We start from the raw sequence: 15,220 nt of genomic DNA, 5'->3' as shown, positions 1-15,220 counted from the left end.
TCATGGACTACATCGTCAACCTCCTCAGCGCACTGACGCAGGAGGCACTCGCGCCCACCACGGCAGCGTTCGCGCTCGCCGCGATCGGGCTGAACGTGCACTTCGGGCTCACCGGGCTCGTCAACATGGGGCAGGCGGCGTTCCTGCTGCTCGGCGCCTACGGCTTCGCGATCTCGATCACGAACGGGCTGCCGTTCGGGATGGCGGTCCTCGTCGCACTGCTCGTCGCGATCGTCTTCGCGATCATCCTCGGCATCCCGACGCTCCGGTTGCGGGGCGACTACCTGGCGATCGTGACGATCTCCGGCGCGGAGATCATCCGCATGGTCGGCAGGTCGAGTCTCCTCACGACGACGACGGGCGGCTCGAACGGCATCGCCGGATCGGCCTACCGCGACCCGTTCAACGCGCTGAGCTTCCTGCCGGACGGCACGACCACGATCCTGTGGTTCACGTACTCGAACAACGGCGTGAACGGCTGGTGGATCCGCATCGTCGGGTGGGGACTCGTCGCCCTCTTCACGCTCGTGCTCTTCCTGCTCATGCGCAGTCCGTGGGGGCGCGTGGTGAAGGCCATCCGCGAGGACGAGGACGCGGTGCGCTCCCTCGGCAAGAGCGTGTACTCGTACAAGATGCAGGCGCTCGTCTTCGGTGGTGCGCTCGGAGCGCTCGCCGGGGTCATCTACGTCCTGCCGAGTTCGGTGCAACCGGACGCGATGGGTCGCTCGATGACGTTCTTCATCTGGACCGCGCTCATCCTCGGCGGCGCGGCGACGGTCTTCGGGCCGGTGCTCGGCTCGGTGCTGTTCTTCGTCGTCCGGCTCGCGATCAGGACGCTCGCGAGCGACTTCATCCCCAACTCGATCATGAACGCGCAGCAGGCGGAGCAGTTCTCCTACGTGCTCGTCGGCGTCGCGCTCATGCTGCTCATCGTCTTCCGTCCACAGGGACTCCTCGGGAACAAGAAGGAGCTGACGTTCAGTGTCTGAGACCTCCACGAGCACCGTCGCGCACACGCCGGGCGCTGCGAAGCCCGACGCCATCCTCACCGTCGACAACATCACCAGGAAGTTCGGCGGCATGACCGCCGTCGACGTCGACCACCTCGAGGTCCAGCGCGGCTCGATCACCGCGTTGATCGGGCCGAACGGTGCCGGCAAGACGACGTTCTTCAACCTCCTCACCGGGTTCGACAAGCCGTCGAGCGGCAAGGACGCGAGCTGGGTCTTCAACGGCAAGACCCTCGGCAACACCGGCGCCGCCAAGGTGGCCCGCGCCGGCATGGTCCGCACCTTCCAGCTCACCAAGGCGCTGTCGCGGCTCACGGTGATGCAGAACATGCTGCTCGGCGCGAAGGACCAACCCGGCGAGAACTTCTTCGCCGCGCTGATCGCGCCGGTCTGGCGCCGCCGTGAGCGGGAGATCACCGCCAAGGCCGAGGAACTCCTCGCCCGGTTCAAGCTGCTCGAGAAGAAGGACGACTACGCGGGCTCGCTCTCGGGCGGCCAGCGGAAGCTCCTCGAGATGGCCAGGGCACTGATGTCCGACCCGACGATGATCATGCTCGACGAGCCGATGGCCGGCGTGAACCCGGCGCTCACCCAGTCGCTGCTCGGGCACATCCAGTCCCTCCGTGACGACGGCATGACCGTGCTCTTCGTCGAGCACGACATGCACATGGTCCGGCACATCTCAGACTGGGTGGTCGTCATGGCCGAGGGGCGCGTCGTCGCCGAGGGGCCGGCCGGCACGGTGATGGACGACCAGGCGGTCATCGACGCGTACCTCGGGGCGCACCACGACACCGACCTCGGTGACGACTCGCTCCTCACCGAGGAGACCTACGAGGAACTCGCCGAAGAGGTCGCCGAGGAAGACGCCGAGGGCGCTGCCGACACGGCACCCGTGACGGACGCGACTGCGGCACCTGCGACGGACACGACAGCAGACAGCACGGCGGACCCCGCCGACGACGGGAAGGCGACCCGATGACCGACGCGACGAACGGGGCGGAACCGACCCGTGCCTCCAGTCCGACCGGCGGAGCACAGACCGGCGGAACCGGGACGGCCACGCTGGAACCGGTGATGCGTGCCAGCGGCCTGGTCGCCGGGTACCTGCCGGGGGTGAACATCCTGAACGGTTGCGACCTGGACTGCTACCCGGGTGAGCTCATCGGCATCATCGGCCCGAACGGAGCAGGCAAGTCGACGCTCCTCAAGGCGCTGTTCGGGCTGGTCTCCGTGCGGGACGGCTCGGTGACGCTGCAGGGCGAGGACATCACCAACATGAAGGCGAACAAGCTCGTGCAGGCGGGCGTCGGGTTCGTGCCGCAGACGAACAACGTGTTCCCGTCGCTCTCCATCGAGGAGAACCTGCAGATGGGGCTGTACCTGCGGCCACGGAAGTTCGCCGAGCGGCTCGAGGTCATCTACGACCTGTTCCCGGTGCTCGGCCAGCGCCGCGGCCAGCGTGCAGGATCGCTCTCCGGCGGCGAGCGGCAGTCGGTCGCGATGGCCAGGGCGCTGATGATGGACCCGAAGGTGCTGCTGCTCGACGAGCCGTCCGCCGGGCTGTCCCCGGTGCGCCAGGACGAGACGTTCATCCGCACACGCCGGATCAACAAGGCCGGTGTGTCGATCATCATGGTGGAGCAGAACGCGCGACGCTGTCTGCAGATCTGCGATCGTGGGTACGTGCTCGACCAGGGGAAGAACGCGTACTCGGGCACCGGGCGTGAGCTCGCCGACGACCCGAAGGTCATCGAGCTCTACCTGGGGACGCTCGCGAAGGACGTCGACGCCGCTCGCTAGCGCGAGCCGGGGTCGGCATGCCGGTGCCGCTGTGGGGGCGGTACCGGCAACCGAGAGGGGTCGTGCGAAGTCGCTTTCGCGCCGCACGGCCCCTCTCCCAGCCTGGAGGCTCGGCTCGACTCCGCCATGCGGGTAGCGTTCCGCAGGTGGAACGCGTCTCGAGCATCGCGATGGACATCCTGGTCTGGGTCGTCTTCGCCGTGCTCTTCGTCGGTGCCGCACTGCTCGTGAAGGTCGCGGCGGCGCTGCTCGTCGTGCTCATCGTGCTGGCGCTCGCACTCGGCCTGACGCTCCGCATGCTCCGCCGACGACGCGCGCGGTAGGCCACCGGTAGGCTTGCCGGGTGAGTGAAGTCGAGATCGGTGCAGGCAAGCGCGGACGTCGGGCGTACGCGTTCGACGACATCGCGGTGGTCCCCTCGCGGCGCACGCGTGACCCGCGTGACGTGAACGTGCAGTGGTCGATCGACGCCTTCACCTTCGAAGCGCCGATCCTCGCCGCGCCGATGGACTCCGTCGCCTCGCCGGCGACGGTCATCCAGATGGGCAAGGCCGGGATCCTCGGTGTCCTGGACCTCGAGGGGCTCTGGACCCGGTACGAAGACCCGGAGCCCTACTACGCCGAGATCCGGGCGCTCACCGACGGCAACGTCACGAAGCGCATGCAGGAGATCTACGCGGAGCCGGTCAAGGCCGAGCTCATCACCGCGCGGCTCGCGGAGATCCGCGCCGCCGGGGTCCCGGTCGCCGGGTCGCTCAGCCCGCAGCGCACGCAGGAGTTCTCGCAGACCGTCGTCGACGCCGGTGTCGACCTGTTCGTCATCCGCGGCACCACCGTCTCCGCGGAGCACGTGTCGCAGAGCACCGAGCCCCTCAACCTCAAGAAGTTCATCTACGAGCTCGACGTCCCCGTGATCGTCGGCGGTGCCTCGACCTACACGGCCGCCCTGCACCTCATGCGGACCGGTGCCGCCGGTGTGCTCGTCGGGTTCGGCGGCGGCGCTGCCTCCACCACCCGTGCCGCGCTGGGCATCCACGCGCCGATGGCCACCGCGGTCGCCGACATCGCCGGCGCCCGCCGTGACTACATGGACGAGTCGGGTGGCCGCTACGTGCACGTCATCGCGGACGGCGGTCTCGACACCGCCGGCGACGTCGTCAAGGCGATCGCGATGGGTGCCGACGCCGTGATGCTCGGCACGGCACTCGCCCGTGCGACCGAAGCCCCCGGCGGTGGGTTCCACTGGGGGGCCGAGGCGCACCACCCGGAGCTGCCGCGCGGCCGCCGTGTCGAGGTCGGGACGATCGCCCCGCTCGAGAACATCCTGAACGGCCCGACCCCGACGTGGGACGGCCGCGCGAACATCGTCGGCGCGCTGCGTCGCTCGATGGCGACGACCGGTTACTCCGACGCCAAGGAGTTCCAGCGAGTAGAAGTGGTCGTGGCGCCGTACCACCAGCAGTGACGGTGGCACCCGTGCAGCGCGGGTGACGCTCCGGCGCCGCTCGCAACGGCAGCGCGGAGGCGATGATGGCAACGACGGTCTCGGGCAAGAAGGCACCGACCGGAGCATTCGGCACGGCGGGGTTCGACCCCCGGGCGAAGCTCGGACCGGACGAACGCGCGGCGGCGATCGAGGTGCTGAAGGCCAAGGAGCTGGACGTCCTGGTCGTCGGCGGCGGGATCGTCGGCGGTGGGAGCGCGCTCGATGCGGTGACCCGGGGACTGAGCGTCGGCATCGTCGAGGCCCGTGACTGGGGATCCGGTACGTCGAGTCGCTCGTCGAAGCTCGTCCACGGCGGCATCCGCTACCTCGAGCAGCTGAACTTCGGGCTCGTCCGAGAAGCCCTCATCGAGCGCGGCCTGCTGCTCCAGCGCATCGCGCCGCACCTCGTGAAGCCGGTCCGGTTCCTGTACCCGCTGAACCACCGCGTCTGGGAGCGCTTCTACATCGGCATCGGCATGGCGATGTACGACGCGTTCAGCTGGTCGGGTGGGCGCCCGCCCGGTGTCCCACACCACCGACACCTCAGCCGCACGCAGGTGCTCCGCTCGATGCCGTCCCTGAAGAAGGACGCCTTCGTCGGGGGGATGACCTACTACGACGCCCAGGTGGACGACGCCCGCTACGTGTCCTCACTCGTCCGGACGGCTGCGTCCTACGGCGCCCACGCCGCGTCCCGCATCCGCATCGAGGGGTTCATCAAGGTCGGCGAACGAGTCGTCGGCGCACACGCGCACGACATCCAGACCGGCGAGAAGTTCGACATCAAGGCCAAGCAGGTCGTCAACGCGACGGGTGTCTGGACGGACGACACCCAGGCGATGGTGGGCACGCGGGGGCAGTTCAAGGTGCGGGCGTCGAAGGGCGTGCACCTCGTCATCCCACGCGACCGCTTCCAGTCGAACATGGGCATGATCCTCCGCACCGAGAAGAGCGTGCTGTTCGTCATCCCGTGGGGACGGCACTGGCTCGTCGGGACCACCGACACCGACTGGTACCTCGACAAGGCGCACCCGGCAGCCACCGCGGCGGACATCGACTACATCCTCGAACACGTCAACAAGGTGCTCCGCGTCCCGCTCACCCGCGAGGACGTCGAGGGCGTCTACGCCGGACTCCGGCCGCTGCTCGCGGGGGAGTCGGACCAGACGTCGAAGCTCAGCCGCGAACACGTCGTCGCGCACACGGTGCCGGGACTCGTGGTCGTCGCGGGTGGCAAGTGGACCACCTACCGGGTGATGGGCAAGGACGCCATCGACGAGGCGGTGGCTGCGATGGACGGCAAGATCCCGGCGTCGACCACCGAGGACATCCCGCTGCTCGGTGCCGAGGGGTACCCGGCGGCGTGGAACAAGCGCGGACGCACCGCCCGCACGTTCGGGCTGCACAAGGTCCGCGTCGAGCACCTGCTCAACCGGTACGGCACGCTCACCAGCGAGGTGCTCCAGCTCGTGAAGGAGGACCCCGCGCTCGCCGAGGCGCTCCCGGGGGCGGACGACTACATCGGTGCGGAGGTCGTGTACGCGGCCTCGCACGAGGGAGCACTCCACCTGGAGGACGTCCTCGCCCGTCGGACCCGCATCTCCATCGAGGCGTGGGACCGTGGCGAGTCGGCGGCTCCCGTGGCGGCGAAGCTCATGGCCGGTGTGCTCGGCTGGGACCAGGAGCAGACCGAGGCCGAGGTGTCGAACTACCTGAAGCGCGTCGCCGCCGAACGGGCCTCGCAGCTGGAACCGGACGACGCGTCTGCTGACCGTGTGCGTCTCGAGGCGCCGGACATCGCGTTCGGGTTCGAGGAGGACGACGTCGTCGTCGGCGGAGGTCGGAGCGAGGGCGCCGACGGTGCGACGGCAAGCGACGAGCAGGTCGTCGGCGAGAAGACCACCGAGCCGAAGTAGTCGCGGAGACGATCGGGTGCTTCAATTGCTGTACCGGGTAGCCGGTACAGCAAAGGAGCATCATGACCGTCATCGCGTCTCGTCCCGTCTCCGTCGACACCGGCGCCCTCGACCCGGCTGACGTCGTCGCCGTGGCACGGCACGGTGCCCTCGTCGAGCTCAGCCCGGAGTCCCTCGTCGCGATGGCCGACAGCCGCGCGGTGATCGAGGCGCTGGCCGACGACACCGCGCCGCACTACGGGGTCTCGACGGGGTTCGGCGCACTCGCGACGAAGCAGATCCCGTTCGACCGACGGAAGCAGCTGCAAGCGTCCCTCGTCCGGAGCCACGCTGCGTCGAGCGGTCCGGCGATCGAGGACGAGGTCGTCCGTGCGCTCATGCTCCTGCGGCTCTCCACCCTGGCGACCGGTCGCACCGGGGTCCGGCCGGACGTCGCGCTGACGTACGCGTCGCTGCTGAACGCCAGGATCACGCCCGTGATCGGCGAGTACGGCAGCCTGGGCTGCTCCGGCGACCTCGCACCGCTGGCGCACTGTGCGCTCGCCGCGATGGGCGAGGGCGAGGTGCGGGTCGACGGCGTCCCGATGCCGGCCGCCGACGCGCTCGCCGCTGCAGGCATCGAGCCACTCGTCCTCCGAGAGAAGGAGGGGCTCGCGCTCATCAACGGCACCGACGGCATGCTCGGGATGCTCCTCCTCGCGCTGGCAGACCTGCGGGACCTCGTCGCCACCGCCGACCTCGCCGCTGCCATGAGCGTCGAGGGGCTCGCCGGGACGGACACGGTGTTCGCCGCCGATCTGCAGGCGCTCCGGCCGCACCCGGGGCAGGCGCGGTCGGCAGCGAACATGCGGGCCGCCCTCGACGGGTCACCCGTCATCGCCGCACATCGCTCGTCCGGCTTCACCCGGGTGCAGGACGCCTACTCGCTGCGGTGCGCACCCCAGGTGCACGGTGCGGCGCGCGACACCCTCGACCACGCGGCGCTCGTCGCCTCGCGTGAGCTCGCGTCGGCGGTCGACAACCCCGTCGTGACGATCGACGGGCGTGTGGAGTCGAACGGCAACTTCCACGGGGCGCCGATCGGCTACGTGCTGGACTTCGTCGCGATTGCGGTGGCTGACGTCGCGAGCATGTCGGAGCGACGGACGGACCGGTTCCTGGACGCGAGCCGGTCGGGAGGGCTGCCGCCGTTCCTGGCGAACGACCCCGGCGTGGACTCCGGGCACATGATCGCGCAGTACACCCAGGCCGGGATCGTCTCCGAGCTGAAGCGGCTCGCGGTGCCCGCGTCGGTGGACTCGATCCCGACGTCCGCGATGCAGGAGGACCACGTGTCGATGGGCTGGAGCGCCGCGCGGAAGCTCCGTCGCGCGGTCGACGGACTCGGGCGTGTGCTCGCGATCGAGATCATGACCGCGGCTCGGGCGGCGGACTTCCGCGGGGAATCGTCGGCACCCGTGACCGGCGCGGTCCGGGCCGCGCTCCGGCAGCGCGTGGCCGGTCCTGGCGACGATCGGTGGTTGGCGCCGGAGATCGCCGCGGCGGTCGAGCTCGTCGTCGACGGAACGCTCCTGACGGCGGCTCGCGGTGCCGGAGCCGGGATCGCCTGACCGCTCGCCCGCGGTCGTCTGGGTTGTCCGCGGTCATCCGCGGTCACCCGCGGTCATCCGCAGCAGGGGAGAGCGCACTCGCGCCGGCGATCGCCGGGCGCCTGATGGAACGCATGCGCCCTGGTCTCCACAGCCCGCAGCCTCGGCATCCTGCGCTGACGGACTTTCCACAGGTGGAATGCGCGGACACTCGCGGTGGTTAGCATGGGCGTACTCGAAAAGGGAGCCATCATGGTCGACGTTCACCGCGTCAAACTCCCCGGAGTCGGCGTGCTGCACAGCTTCTACACCGACGACGGTGGCAAGTGTGGTGTCATCACGCACCGGTCGGGACACTCCGACCTCATCTCCTTCGCGGACGTCTCCGACGGCGCCGACAAGTCGGAGAAGGTGTCGCTGCGCCTCAGTGAGGACGAAGCGCACACCCTCGCCGAGCTGCTCGGCGGCACCCGCATCACCGAGGGGCTCGACAAGCTCGACGAGATCCCCGGGCTGTCGATCGACTGGTTCTCGGTCGACTACGACGACGCGATCGCCGGCAAGCCGCTCGGCGACCTGCACGACTCGGGCTTCATCGGCCTGACCGTCGTGGCCGTCGTCCGTGGCGACAGCGCCAACCCGGCGCCGTCACCCGACTTCGTCGTCTTCCCGGGTGACACGATCGTCGTCGCCGGCGCTCCCGAGAAGGTCGCGAAGGCCTTCTCGTTCTACCGCAGCGGTGAGCTCGCGGCGGCAGCAGCTGCCGAGGCCCCGCCCGGAAGGTAGCGCGGATGCACCTGGGTGGTGAGCTGCTCACCATCGGCGGCCTGTTCCTCATCGCCTACGTCCTCGGACGCCTCGGCAAGCTGATCGGCCTGCCCGCCATCCCGATCTACATGATCGTCGGGCTCATCGCGAGCCCGCACACGCCGTGGATCGGGCTGAGCGTCGAATCGCACACGATCGAGCTCATCGCCACCTTCGGCCTGATCCTGCTGCTGTTCAACCTGGGGCTCGAGTTCGACCAGGAAGAGTTCTACGGCAACGCCGGCAAACTCTTGGTGTCCGGCGGCACGTACGTCGCGATCAACATGGGCGTCGGGTTCGCCTTCGGGTTCTCCCTGGGCTGGGGCACCCGGGAAGCCCTGATCATCGCCGGGATGACGGCGACGTCATCCAGTGCGATCGTCACGAAGCTGCTGATCGAACTCCGCCGTCTGGCCAACGACGAGACCCCGATGATCCTCGGCGTCACCGTGATCGAGGACGTCTTCATCGCGATCTACCTCGCGATCGTCTCCGTCGTGCTGTCCGGCGACACGAACGTGTGGGGCGTGATCGGCAAGCTCGGGCTGGCGTTCGGGTTCCTCATCGTGATGTTCAGCCTGGCGCGGTGGGGCGGCAAACAGGTCTCGCGGATCTTCGCGACGCGCGACGACGAGCTCTTCACGATCCTGTTCTTCGGCCTCGCCGTGATGTTCGGTGGCATCGGGGAGCTCCTCGGCGTGACCGACGCGATCGGCGCGTTCGTGATCGGCCTGCTCTGCGGCGCGACGCGCTACCGCGACCGCATCGAGCAGCTGGCGCTCCCGATGCGTGACGTCTTCGCGGCGTTCTTCTTCGTCAACTTCGGCCTCGGTCTCGACATCGCCACGTTCGGCGAGGTGTTCTGGCCGGTCCTCGCGGCGGTCGGCATGACGGTCGTGCTGAACGCCGTCGCAGGGCAGCTCGTTGCCCGGATGAACGGCTTCTCTGTCCAGCAGGGCATCAACACCGCGGTGATCCTGGTGAACCGTGGCGAGTTCGCGCTGATCCTCGCGACGCTCTCGGCTGCCGCCGGACTGGAGGCACGGATCACCGCGTTCGCGGGCCTGTACGTCCTCATCATGGCGATCCTCGGGCCGTTGCTCGCCTCGAACTCGGACCGGATCGGCCGCCTCGTGGTCCGTCCTGCCCGGGTGCGCAAGCTGCGCGGGCGCGAGCGCGCCGCCGCCGAGGCGGCGTCTGCGCGCAAGGCCGAACGCGATGCCCGGTTCGCCGAGGAGATCGCCCTCGTGGAGGCTGCTGGCAGCGAAGAGCGCGAGAATGGTCGACCGGAGACGACATCCGAGCGTGAACCGGAGACGGTGAGCACGGGGACGTCGTCGGTCGAGATCCCCGCCGAGCGCCCCGAACGCCCGGCACGCCAGCGCGATCCGGAGTACTGATACGCATGTGGGCCGTAGCCCGACGACCGAGATGGATCGCGCTGCTGCTGCTCGCGCTGGTCCTCGCAGCGGTGTTCGCATTCCTCGGCAAGTGGCAACTCGAGCGCAGCATCGAGAACGGCAAGCCGCTCCCGGCCACCACCGAGACGCGCCACGTGTTGTCGGACGTGTCGAAGCCCGAGCGCGGGGTGGGCGACAGCCTCGCCGGTCAGAAGGTGACCGTCACCGGCCGCTTCGTGGAAGGCGACACGACGGTCCTGACCGGGCGCAGCGGGGGTGGGAAGTACCAGACCGTCGGACACATGGTCGACACGACCACTGGGGCGAGCCTCCCGGTCGTCATCGGCTGGTCCGACCAGAAGGCAGCCGCCGTCGCCGGCGGTGACCGCCTGGCGGACGGCGCGACCGTCACGGTGCAGGGGCGGTACTACCCGTCCGAGTCCCCAGACCAGGACTCCTTCCAGCAGAACGAGTACTCGGCCGTCGCACCCGCGCGGTTCGTGAACACGTGGAAGGCGTTCGACGACCGCATGTACGGCGGCTACGTCGTTGCGGACGGCACCACGGCGAAGGCAGCGGACCTGTCCACCGTGGCCGACCGCGCACCGACCCGCGACGTCCAGTTCGACTGGCTGAACCTGTTCTACGCGGTCGAGTGGGTCGTCTTCGCCGGGTTCGCCGTGTTCCTCTGGTGGCGCTTCGTGAAGGACGCCTGGGAGCGCGAGAACGAGGACGAAGAGGTCATGCTCGCACGACGGTAGGATGGCCGATATGGCTCTGACCGTCCGAACCCGCGACATCCCGAAGATCCCGGGAGCGGTGAAGTGGTACCGCGTCTCGGCGTACATCACCGGTGTGCTGCTGCTCGCCCTGGTGGTCGAGATGGTCATCAAGTACACGCCGCTGCACCTCGAGATGCAGCTCGGCGGCGGGGCGTTCTTCGTGCCGGAGGGCACTGCGGGCAAGGATCCCGGCACCTTCAACCTGTCGATCGGCATCCTCATCGCCCACGGTTGGCTGTACGTGCTGTACCTGTTCACGGACTTCCGTCTGTGGAGCATCATGCGCTGGAAGCCGATCCGGTTCCTGCTCATCGCCCTCGGGGGCATCATCCCGTTCATGTCGTTCGTGGTCGAGCACCGCATGCAGAAGATCGCCATGGACACCTACCACGAGCTGACCGCGCAACAGGCGCGTGAGAAGGAGGCCGCTCGGTGAGCGAGACCGAACAGCGTCCCGTCCTCGTCGTCGACTTCGGAGCCCAGTACGCGCAGCTCATCGCTCGCCGCGTGCGGGAAGCGAACGTCTACAGCGAGATCGTCCCGCACTCCATCACCGCGGACGAGGTCCGTGCGAAGGCCCCGGCAGCGATCGTGCTGTCCGGCGGACCGTCGTCCGTGTACGAGGAAGGCGCACCGTCGCTCGACGGTGACATCCTCGAGCTCGGCGTCCCGGTCCTCGGCATCTGCTACGGATTCCAGGCCATGGCATCGGCGCTCGGTGGGACGGTGGCGAACACCGGTCTCCGTGAGTACGGCGCCACTTCCGTCGAGGTGAGCGGGACCGATTCCGTCCTGCTCGGTGGACAGCCGGCGGCCCAGACGACCTGGATGTCGCACGGCGATTCCGTGTCGGCGGCGCCTGCGGGCTTCGACGTGCTCGCGTCGAGTGCGTCCACTCCCGTCGCGGCCTTCGCGTCCGACGAGCGCAAGCTCTACGGCGTGCAGTGGCACCCCGAGGTGAAGCACTCGGAGCACGGCCAGGAGATCATCGAGAACTTCCTGCACAAGGCCGCCGGGCTCCCCGGCGACTGGAACTCGTCCAACGTGATCGAGGAGCAGGTCGCCCGCATCCGCGCGCAGGTCGGGTCCTCCCGCGTCATCGCCGGGCTGTCCGGTGGGGTCGACTCCGCCGTCGCCGCAGCGATCGTCCACAAGGCCGTCGGGGACCAGCTGACCTGCGTCTTCGTCGACCACGGGCTCCTCCGTGCCGACGAGCGCAAGCAGGTGGAAGAGGACTACGTCGCCTCGACCGGCGTCCGCCTGATCACGGTCGACGCCGAGCAGCAGTTCCTCGACGCCCTCGCCGGCGTGAGCGACCCGGAGCAGAAGCGCAAGATCATCGGGCGCGAGTTCATCCGCACCTTCGAGGCAGCCGCCGAGGCACTCGTGCTCGAGGCCCGCGCGTCCGACGGCGACGCCGAGGTCAAGTTCCTCGTGCAGGGCACGTTGTACCCGGACGTCGTCGAGTCCGGTGGTGGCTCCGGTACCGCGAACATCAAGTCGCACCACAACGTCGGTGGTCTGCCCGAGGACATGACGTTCGAGCTCGTCGAGCCCCTCCGTGCGCTGTTCAAGGACGAGGTCCGTGCCGTCGGCCGCGAGCTCGGGCTCCCCGAGGTCATCGTCGGCCGCCAGCCCTTCCCCGGCCCCGGTCTCGGCATCCGCATCGTCGGGTCCGTCGACAAGGAGCGGTTGGAGATCCTGCGCGCGGCCGACAAGATCGCGCGTGAAGAACTGACCGCGGCGGGGTTGGACGACGAGATCTGGCAATGCCCGGTCGTGCTCCTCGCCGACGTCCGCTCCGTGGGCGTCCAGGGCGACGGGCGCACGTACGGGCACCCGATCGTGCTCCGCCCGGTTTCGTCCGAGGACGCGATGACCGCCGACTGGACGCGTCTGCCGTACGACGTGCTCGCGAAGATCTCGAACCGCATCACGAACGAGGTGCGCGACGTCAACCGGGTCGTGCTCGATGTCACGTCGAAGCCGCCGGGGACGATCGAGTGGGAGTGATGCTCCCCTGACGCCGGAGGCCCGTCGAGCAGTGCTCGGCGGGCCTTCGTCGTGCGTGGGGCGCGCCGCGGGTGTGGGTGCCCCTGTACCCCGATGCCGCCGTGCCTGTGCCGTGCCCCGTGCCCCGTGCCGGGTGCCCCGTGCCCCGTGCCGGGTGCCCCGTGCCGGGTGGTCGCAACACCCCGCTCACGTTCGTGGAGTGGTCACAGACCGTCGGTCGTCGGCGCTACGAACGACGTTTCGTGACCGCTCGGCGAACCTGAGCGGGGAGTTGTGACCGGTCGGGCAGCGCGCGTCGGGCGTCGCGCGTCGGGCGTCGCGCGTCGGGCGTCGCGCGGCGGGCGCGGGCGGCGGGCGACGGGCGGAGGACCACCACGACGAAGGGCCCCGGCGAGTGCCGGGGCCCTTCGTGTGTGCGCTGCCGCTAGTTGCGGGAGCTGCTCGCGACGATGGCGAGGATGCGCAGGATCTCGAGGTACAGCCAGACGAGCGTCACGATGAGGCCGAACGCCGCGGTCCAGCCGTAGATGCGCGGGGCACCGCGCTCGACACCGGTCTTGATCTGGTCGAAGTCGAGGACGAGCGAGTACGCGGCCATCAGGACAACGAAGATGCCGATCAGGACGCCGAGGGGGATACCGAACACCTTCGTGCCGAGAAGCCCGAACGCCGTGTCGGTGACGCCGGTCCACATCAGGACCAGGTTGACGAGCGAGAACGCCATGTACCCGACCATCGCGACGAGGAAGAACCGCGTCATCTTCGGGGTCGCACGGACCTTGCCCGAACGGAACAGCAGCAGCGTGACGAAGAACACGCCGAGGGTGCCGAAGACCGCCTGCGTGACGATGCCGTCCCACATGGAGTTGTAGGCGCCGGAGATGCCACCGACGAAGAGCCCCTCGAAGAAGGCGTACGCGAGCACGAGGCCACCGGACGGCTTCTTCTTGAAGGTGTTGACGAGCGCCAAGACGAACCCGATGATCGCGCCCGCGATCCAGACGATCGGGGGGAGGTTCCACCCGGCGACCGCGCCGACGATGAGCACACCGAACGCCATGAGCGTCTTGACGATGGTGTCTTCGTACGACATGCGGTCGGTGTCGACCGTGCTCGCCGACGGACGGTCGTACATGTGCTGCAGCTGCTCGGGCGTCATGCCCGCCGACTGCTGCGGGGTCTGGCCCCATCCGGCCTGCTGCGAGTTGGCGCCGGCGCCCCACGCGTTCCGGCCCGCGTCGTTGAAGGCGGGGGACTGGTCGAAACCGGGCTTGAAAGCCATGGTGTCCTCGTGATTCCTCTGGATTCGGGTCGTCGAGCGGGAACGATGGACCGTTCCTTCGCGTCCTCTCAGCCTAGGTGTGCGTCGCGCCGAAAGGCTGAGGATTCGCGGCGAGCGGACGCCGGTGCTGGCATCCGTGCATGCACTCTACGGGCGCGGGCTGCGGGATGGGTCGGTGCGGGTCGGGAGTTCACCGAGCGGGCCGAGAACGGGCGCGGTGGGGAGAGCCACGTGACGAGTGCGACCGAGATCGTCATGAGCAGCAGCCACGCCACGATCTTCGTCGGTGCGACGGGGTGCCAGGCGGCCACCTGTGCCGGGTAGGACCACGCCCCAGCCCAGGTCGCGACGTTCTCGGCGATCCAGATGAACACCGCGACCAGCCCCATCGCCACGAGGATCGGCATCCGGATCGTCGCACGGTAGACGCGCACGTGCATAGTCGTCCTGGCGAACAACACCACCACGAGCGCGAGCAGCACGTACCTCGCGTCCCAGACGAAGTGGTGTGCGAAGAAGTTCGCGTAGATGCCTGCGGCGACCACTGCGGTGTGCCACTGCTTCGGGTAGCGCGAGAACCGGAGGTCGAAGAGGCGGTACACGCGGACCATGTACGAACCGACCGCGCCGTACATGAAGCCGGAGAACAGCGGGACGCCGGCGACGTGCAGTAGGCCACCGCTGTCGTAAGCCCACGAGCCGAAGTCGGTCTTGAAGACCTCCATGACCGTGCCGACGACGTGGAAGAGCAGCACGACACGGAGCTCGCGCACGGCCTCGAGTCCGAACACGAGCATCGCGACCTGGATGGTGATCGCGGCGATGGTCAGGGCGTCGTTCCTGGCGACCGGGGCGTCATCGGGCCAGGCGATGCGTGCGAGCGCGATCACGCCGAGCAGCAGCGCCCCGAACGTGCACGCCCACGCCTGCTTCGCGCCGAAGACCAGGAACTCGGTGACGAACTCGCGGATCGGCGTCCGGGGCTGCCGTCCGGCGTCGAGCACACGGCGGGCGGCGCGGTCGATGCGGGACTCGACGGCGGTGGACAGGGATCGATCGGCCATGGCGGGATGGTCGCGCCGCTGGCTGGGACCCGGGGTGTCCGCTCCTCCACATGTGCCCGTGGGTACAC

General features: G+C 69.0%; 14 protein-coding genes. 12 read left to right on the top strand and 2 right to left on the bottom strand.

The genetic code is table 11. The annotated features are described in order from the left end of the window. Positions 1 to 2: 2 nt before the first annotated feature. The 12 genes from QK288_RS00975 (at position 3) to guaA (ending at position 12,806) form a co-directional block, all read left to right on the top strand. A complete protein-coding gene (locus QK288_RS00975; protein ID WP_281265967.1) occupies positions 3 to 989 on the top strand; it encodes a branched-chain amino acid ABC transporter permease in 987 nt (328 codons plus the stop codon). Continuing rightward, positions 982 to 1,992 carry an ABC transporter ATP-binding protein gene (locus QK288_RS00970; protein WP_281265966.1) on the top strand — a complete coding sequence of 337 codons (1,011 nt, stop codon included), beginning with the start codon at positions 982 to 984 and terminating at the stop codon, positions 1,990 to 1,992. The genes QK288_RS00975 and QK288_RS00970 overlap by 8 nt, the downstream gene beginning before the upstream one ends. A gap of 95 nt (positions 1,993 to 2,087) precedes the next feature. Continuing rightward, on the top strand, positions 2,088 to 2,813 hold the full coding sequence (locus tag QK288_RS00965; protein ID WP_281267638.1) for an ABC transporter ATP-binding protein: 726 nt from the start codon (positions 2,088 to 2,090) through the stop codon (positions 2,811 to 2,813). A gap of 146 nt (positions 2,814 to 2,959) precedes the next feature. Further along, positions 2,960 to 3,136 (top strand): hypothetical protein, encoded by a 177-nt coding sequence (locus QK288_RS00960; protein ID WP_281265965.1) that lies wholly within the window; start codon positions 2,960 to 2,962, stop codon positions 3,134 to 3,136. Between the two features lie 20 nt (positions 3,137 to 3,156). Further along, positions 3,157 to 4,278 carry a GuaB3 family IMP dehydrogenase-related protein gene (locus QK288_RS00955; RefSeq protein WP_281265964.1) on the top strand — a complete coding sequence of 374 codons (1,122 nt, stop codon included), beginning with the start codon at positions 3,157 to 3,159 and terminating at the stop codon, positions 4,276 to 4,278. Positions 4,279 to 4,343: 65 nt separating this feature from the next. Continuing rightward, entirely contained in the window at positions 4,344 to 6,215 is a 1,872-nt protein-coding gene (locus QK288_RS00950) for a glycerol-3-phosphate dehydrogenase/oxidase (RefSeq protein ID WP_281265963.1), read from the top strand. Between the two features lie 62 nt (positions 6,216 to 6,277). Further along, positions 6,278 to 7,825 carry a histidine ammonia-lyase gene (hutH, locus tag QK288_RS00945; RefSeq protein WP_281265962.1) on the top strand — a complete coding sequence of 516 codons (1,548 nt, stop codon included), beginning with the start codon at positions 6,278 to 6,280 and terminating at the stop codon, positions 7,823 to 7,825. 231 nt (positions 7,826 to 8,056) lie between these two features. Beyond that, on the top strand, positions 8,057 to 8,590 hold the full coding sequence (locus QK288_RS00940; RefSeq protein WP_144760467.1) for a TrkA C-terminal domain-containing protein: 534 nt from the start codon (positions 8,057 to 8,059) through the stop codon (positions 8,588 to 8,590). A 5-nt stretch (positions 8,591 to 8,595) separates the two neighbouring features. Further along, positions 8,596 to 10,011 (top strand): cation:proton antiporter, encoded by a 1,416-nt coding sequence (locus QK288_RS00935; protein ID WP_281265961.1) that lies wholly within the window; start codon positions 8,596 to 8,598, stop codon positions 10,009 to 10,011. A 5-nt stretch (positions 10,012 to 10,016) separates the two neighbouring features. Continuing rightward, positions 10,017 to 10,772: an SURF1 family cytochrome oxidase biogenesis protein gene (locus tag QK288_RS00930; RefSeq protein WP_281265960.1), complete on the top strand. Its 756-nt coding sequence runs from the start codon at positions 10,017 to 10,019 to the stop codon at positions 10,770 to 10,772. A 10-nt stretch (positions 10,773 to 10,782) separates the two neighbouring features. After that, positions 10,783 to 11,229, top strand: a complete 447-nt coding sequence (locus QK288_RS00925) for a DUF3817 domain-containing protein (RefSeq protein ID WP_281265959.1) — start codon at positions 10,783 to 10,785, stop codon at positions 11,227 to 11,229. Further along, complete coding sequence (gene guaA, locus QK288_RS00920) at positions 11,226 to 12,806, top strand: glutamine-hydrolyzing GMP synthase (RefSeq protein WP_281265958.1); 1,581 nt, start codon at positions 11,226 to 11,228, stop codon at positions 12,804 to 12,806. The genes QK288_RS00925 and guaA overlap by 4 nt, the downstream gene beginning before the upstream one ends. A 424-nt stretch (positions 12,807 to 13,230) precedes the next feature. Here guaA and QK288_RS00915 read toward each other — a convergent pair whose 3' ends face one another. Continuing rightward, positions 13,231 to 14,088: a Bax inhibitor-1/YccA family protein gene (locus QK288_RS00915; protein WP_281265957.1), complete on the bottom strand. Its 858-nt coding sequence runs from the start codon at positions 14,086 to 14,088 to the stop codon at positions 13,231 to 13,233. A 68-nt stretch (positions 14,089 to 14,156) separates the two neighbouring features. Then, the gene (locus QK288_RS00910) at positions 14,157 to 15,152 is read right to left on the bottom strand and encodes a DUF817 domain-containing protein (RefSeq protein WP_281265956.1); all 996 of its coding nucleotides are present in this window, start codon (positions 15,150 to 15,152) and stop codon (positions 14,157 to 14,159) included. Positions 15,153 to 15,220: the final 68 nt, after the last annotated feature.

Origin of the sequence: Curtobacterium sp. 9128 (assembly GCF_900086645.1) — a bacterium.
Classification (GTDB): domain Bacteria; phylum Actinomycetota; class Actinomycetes; order Actinomycetales; family Microbacteriaceae; genus Curtobacterium.
Note: the sequence above shows the minus strand (reverse complement) of the source record. Positions and strands in the feature narration are given on the sequence as shown.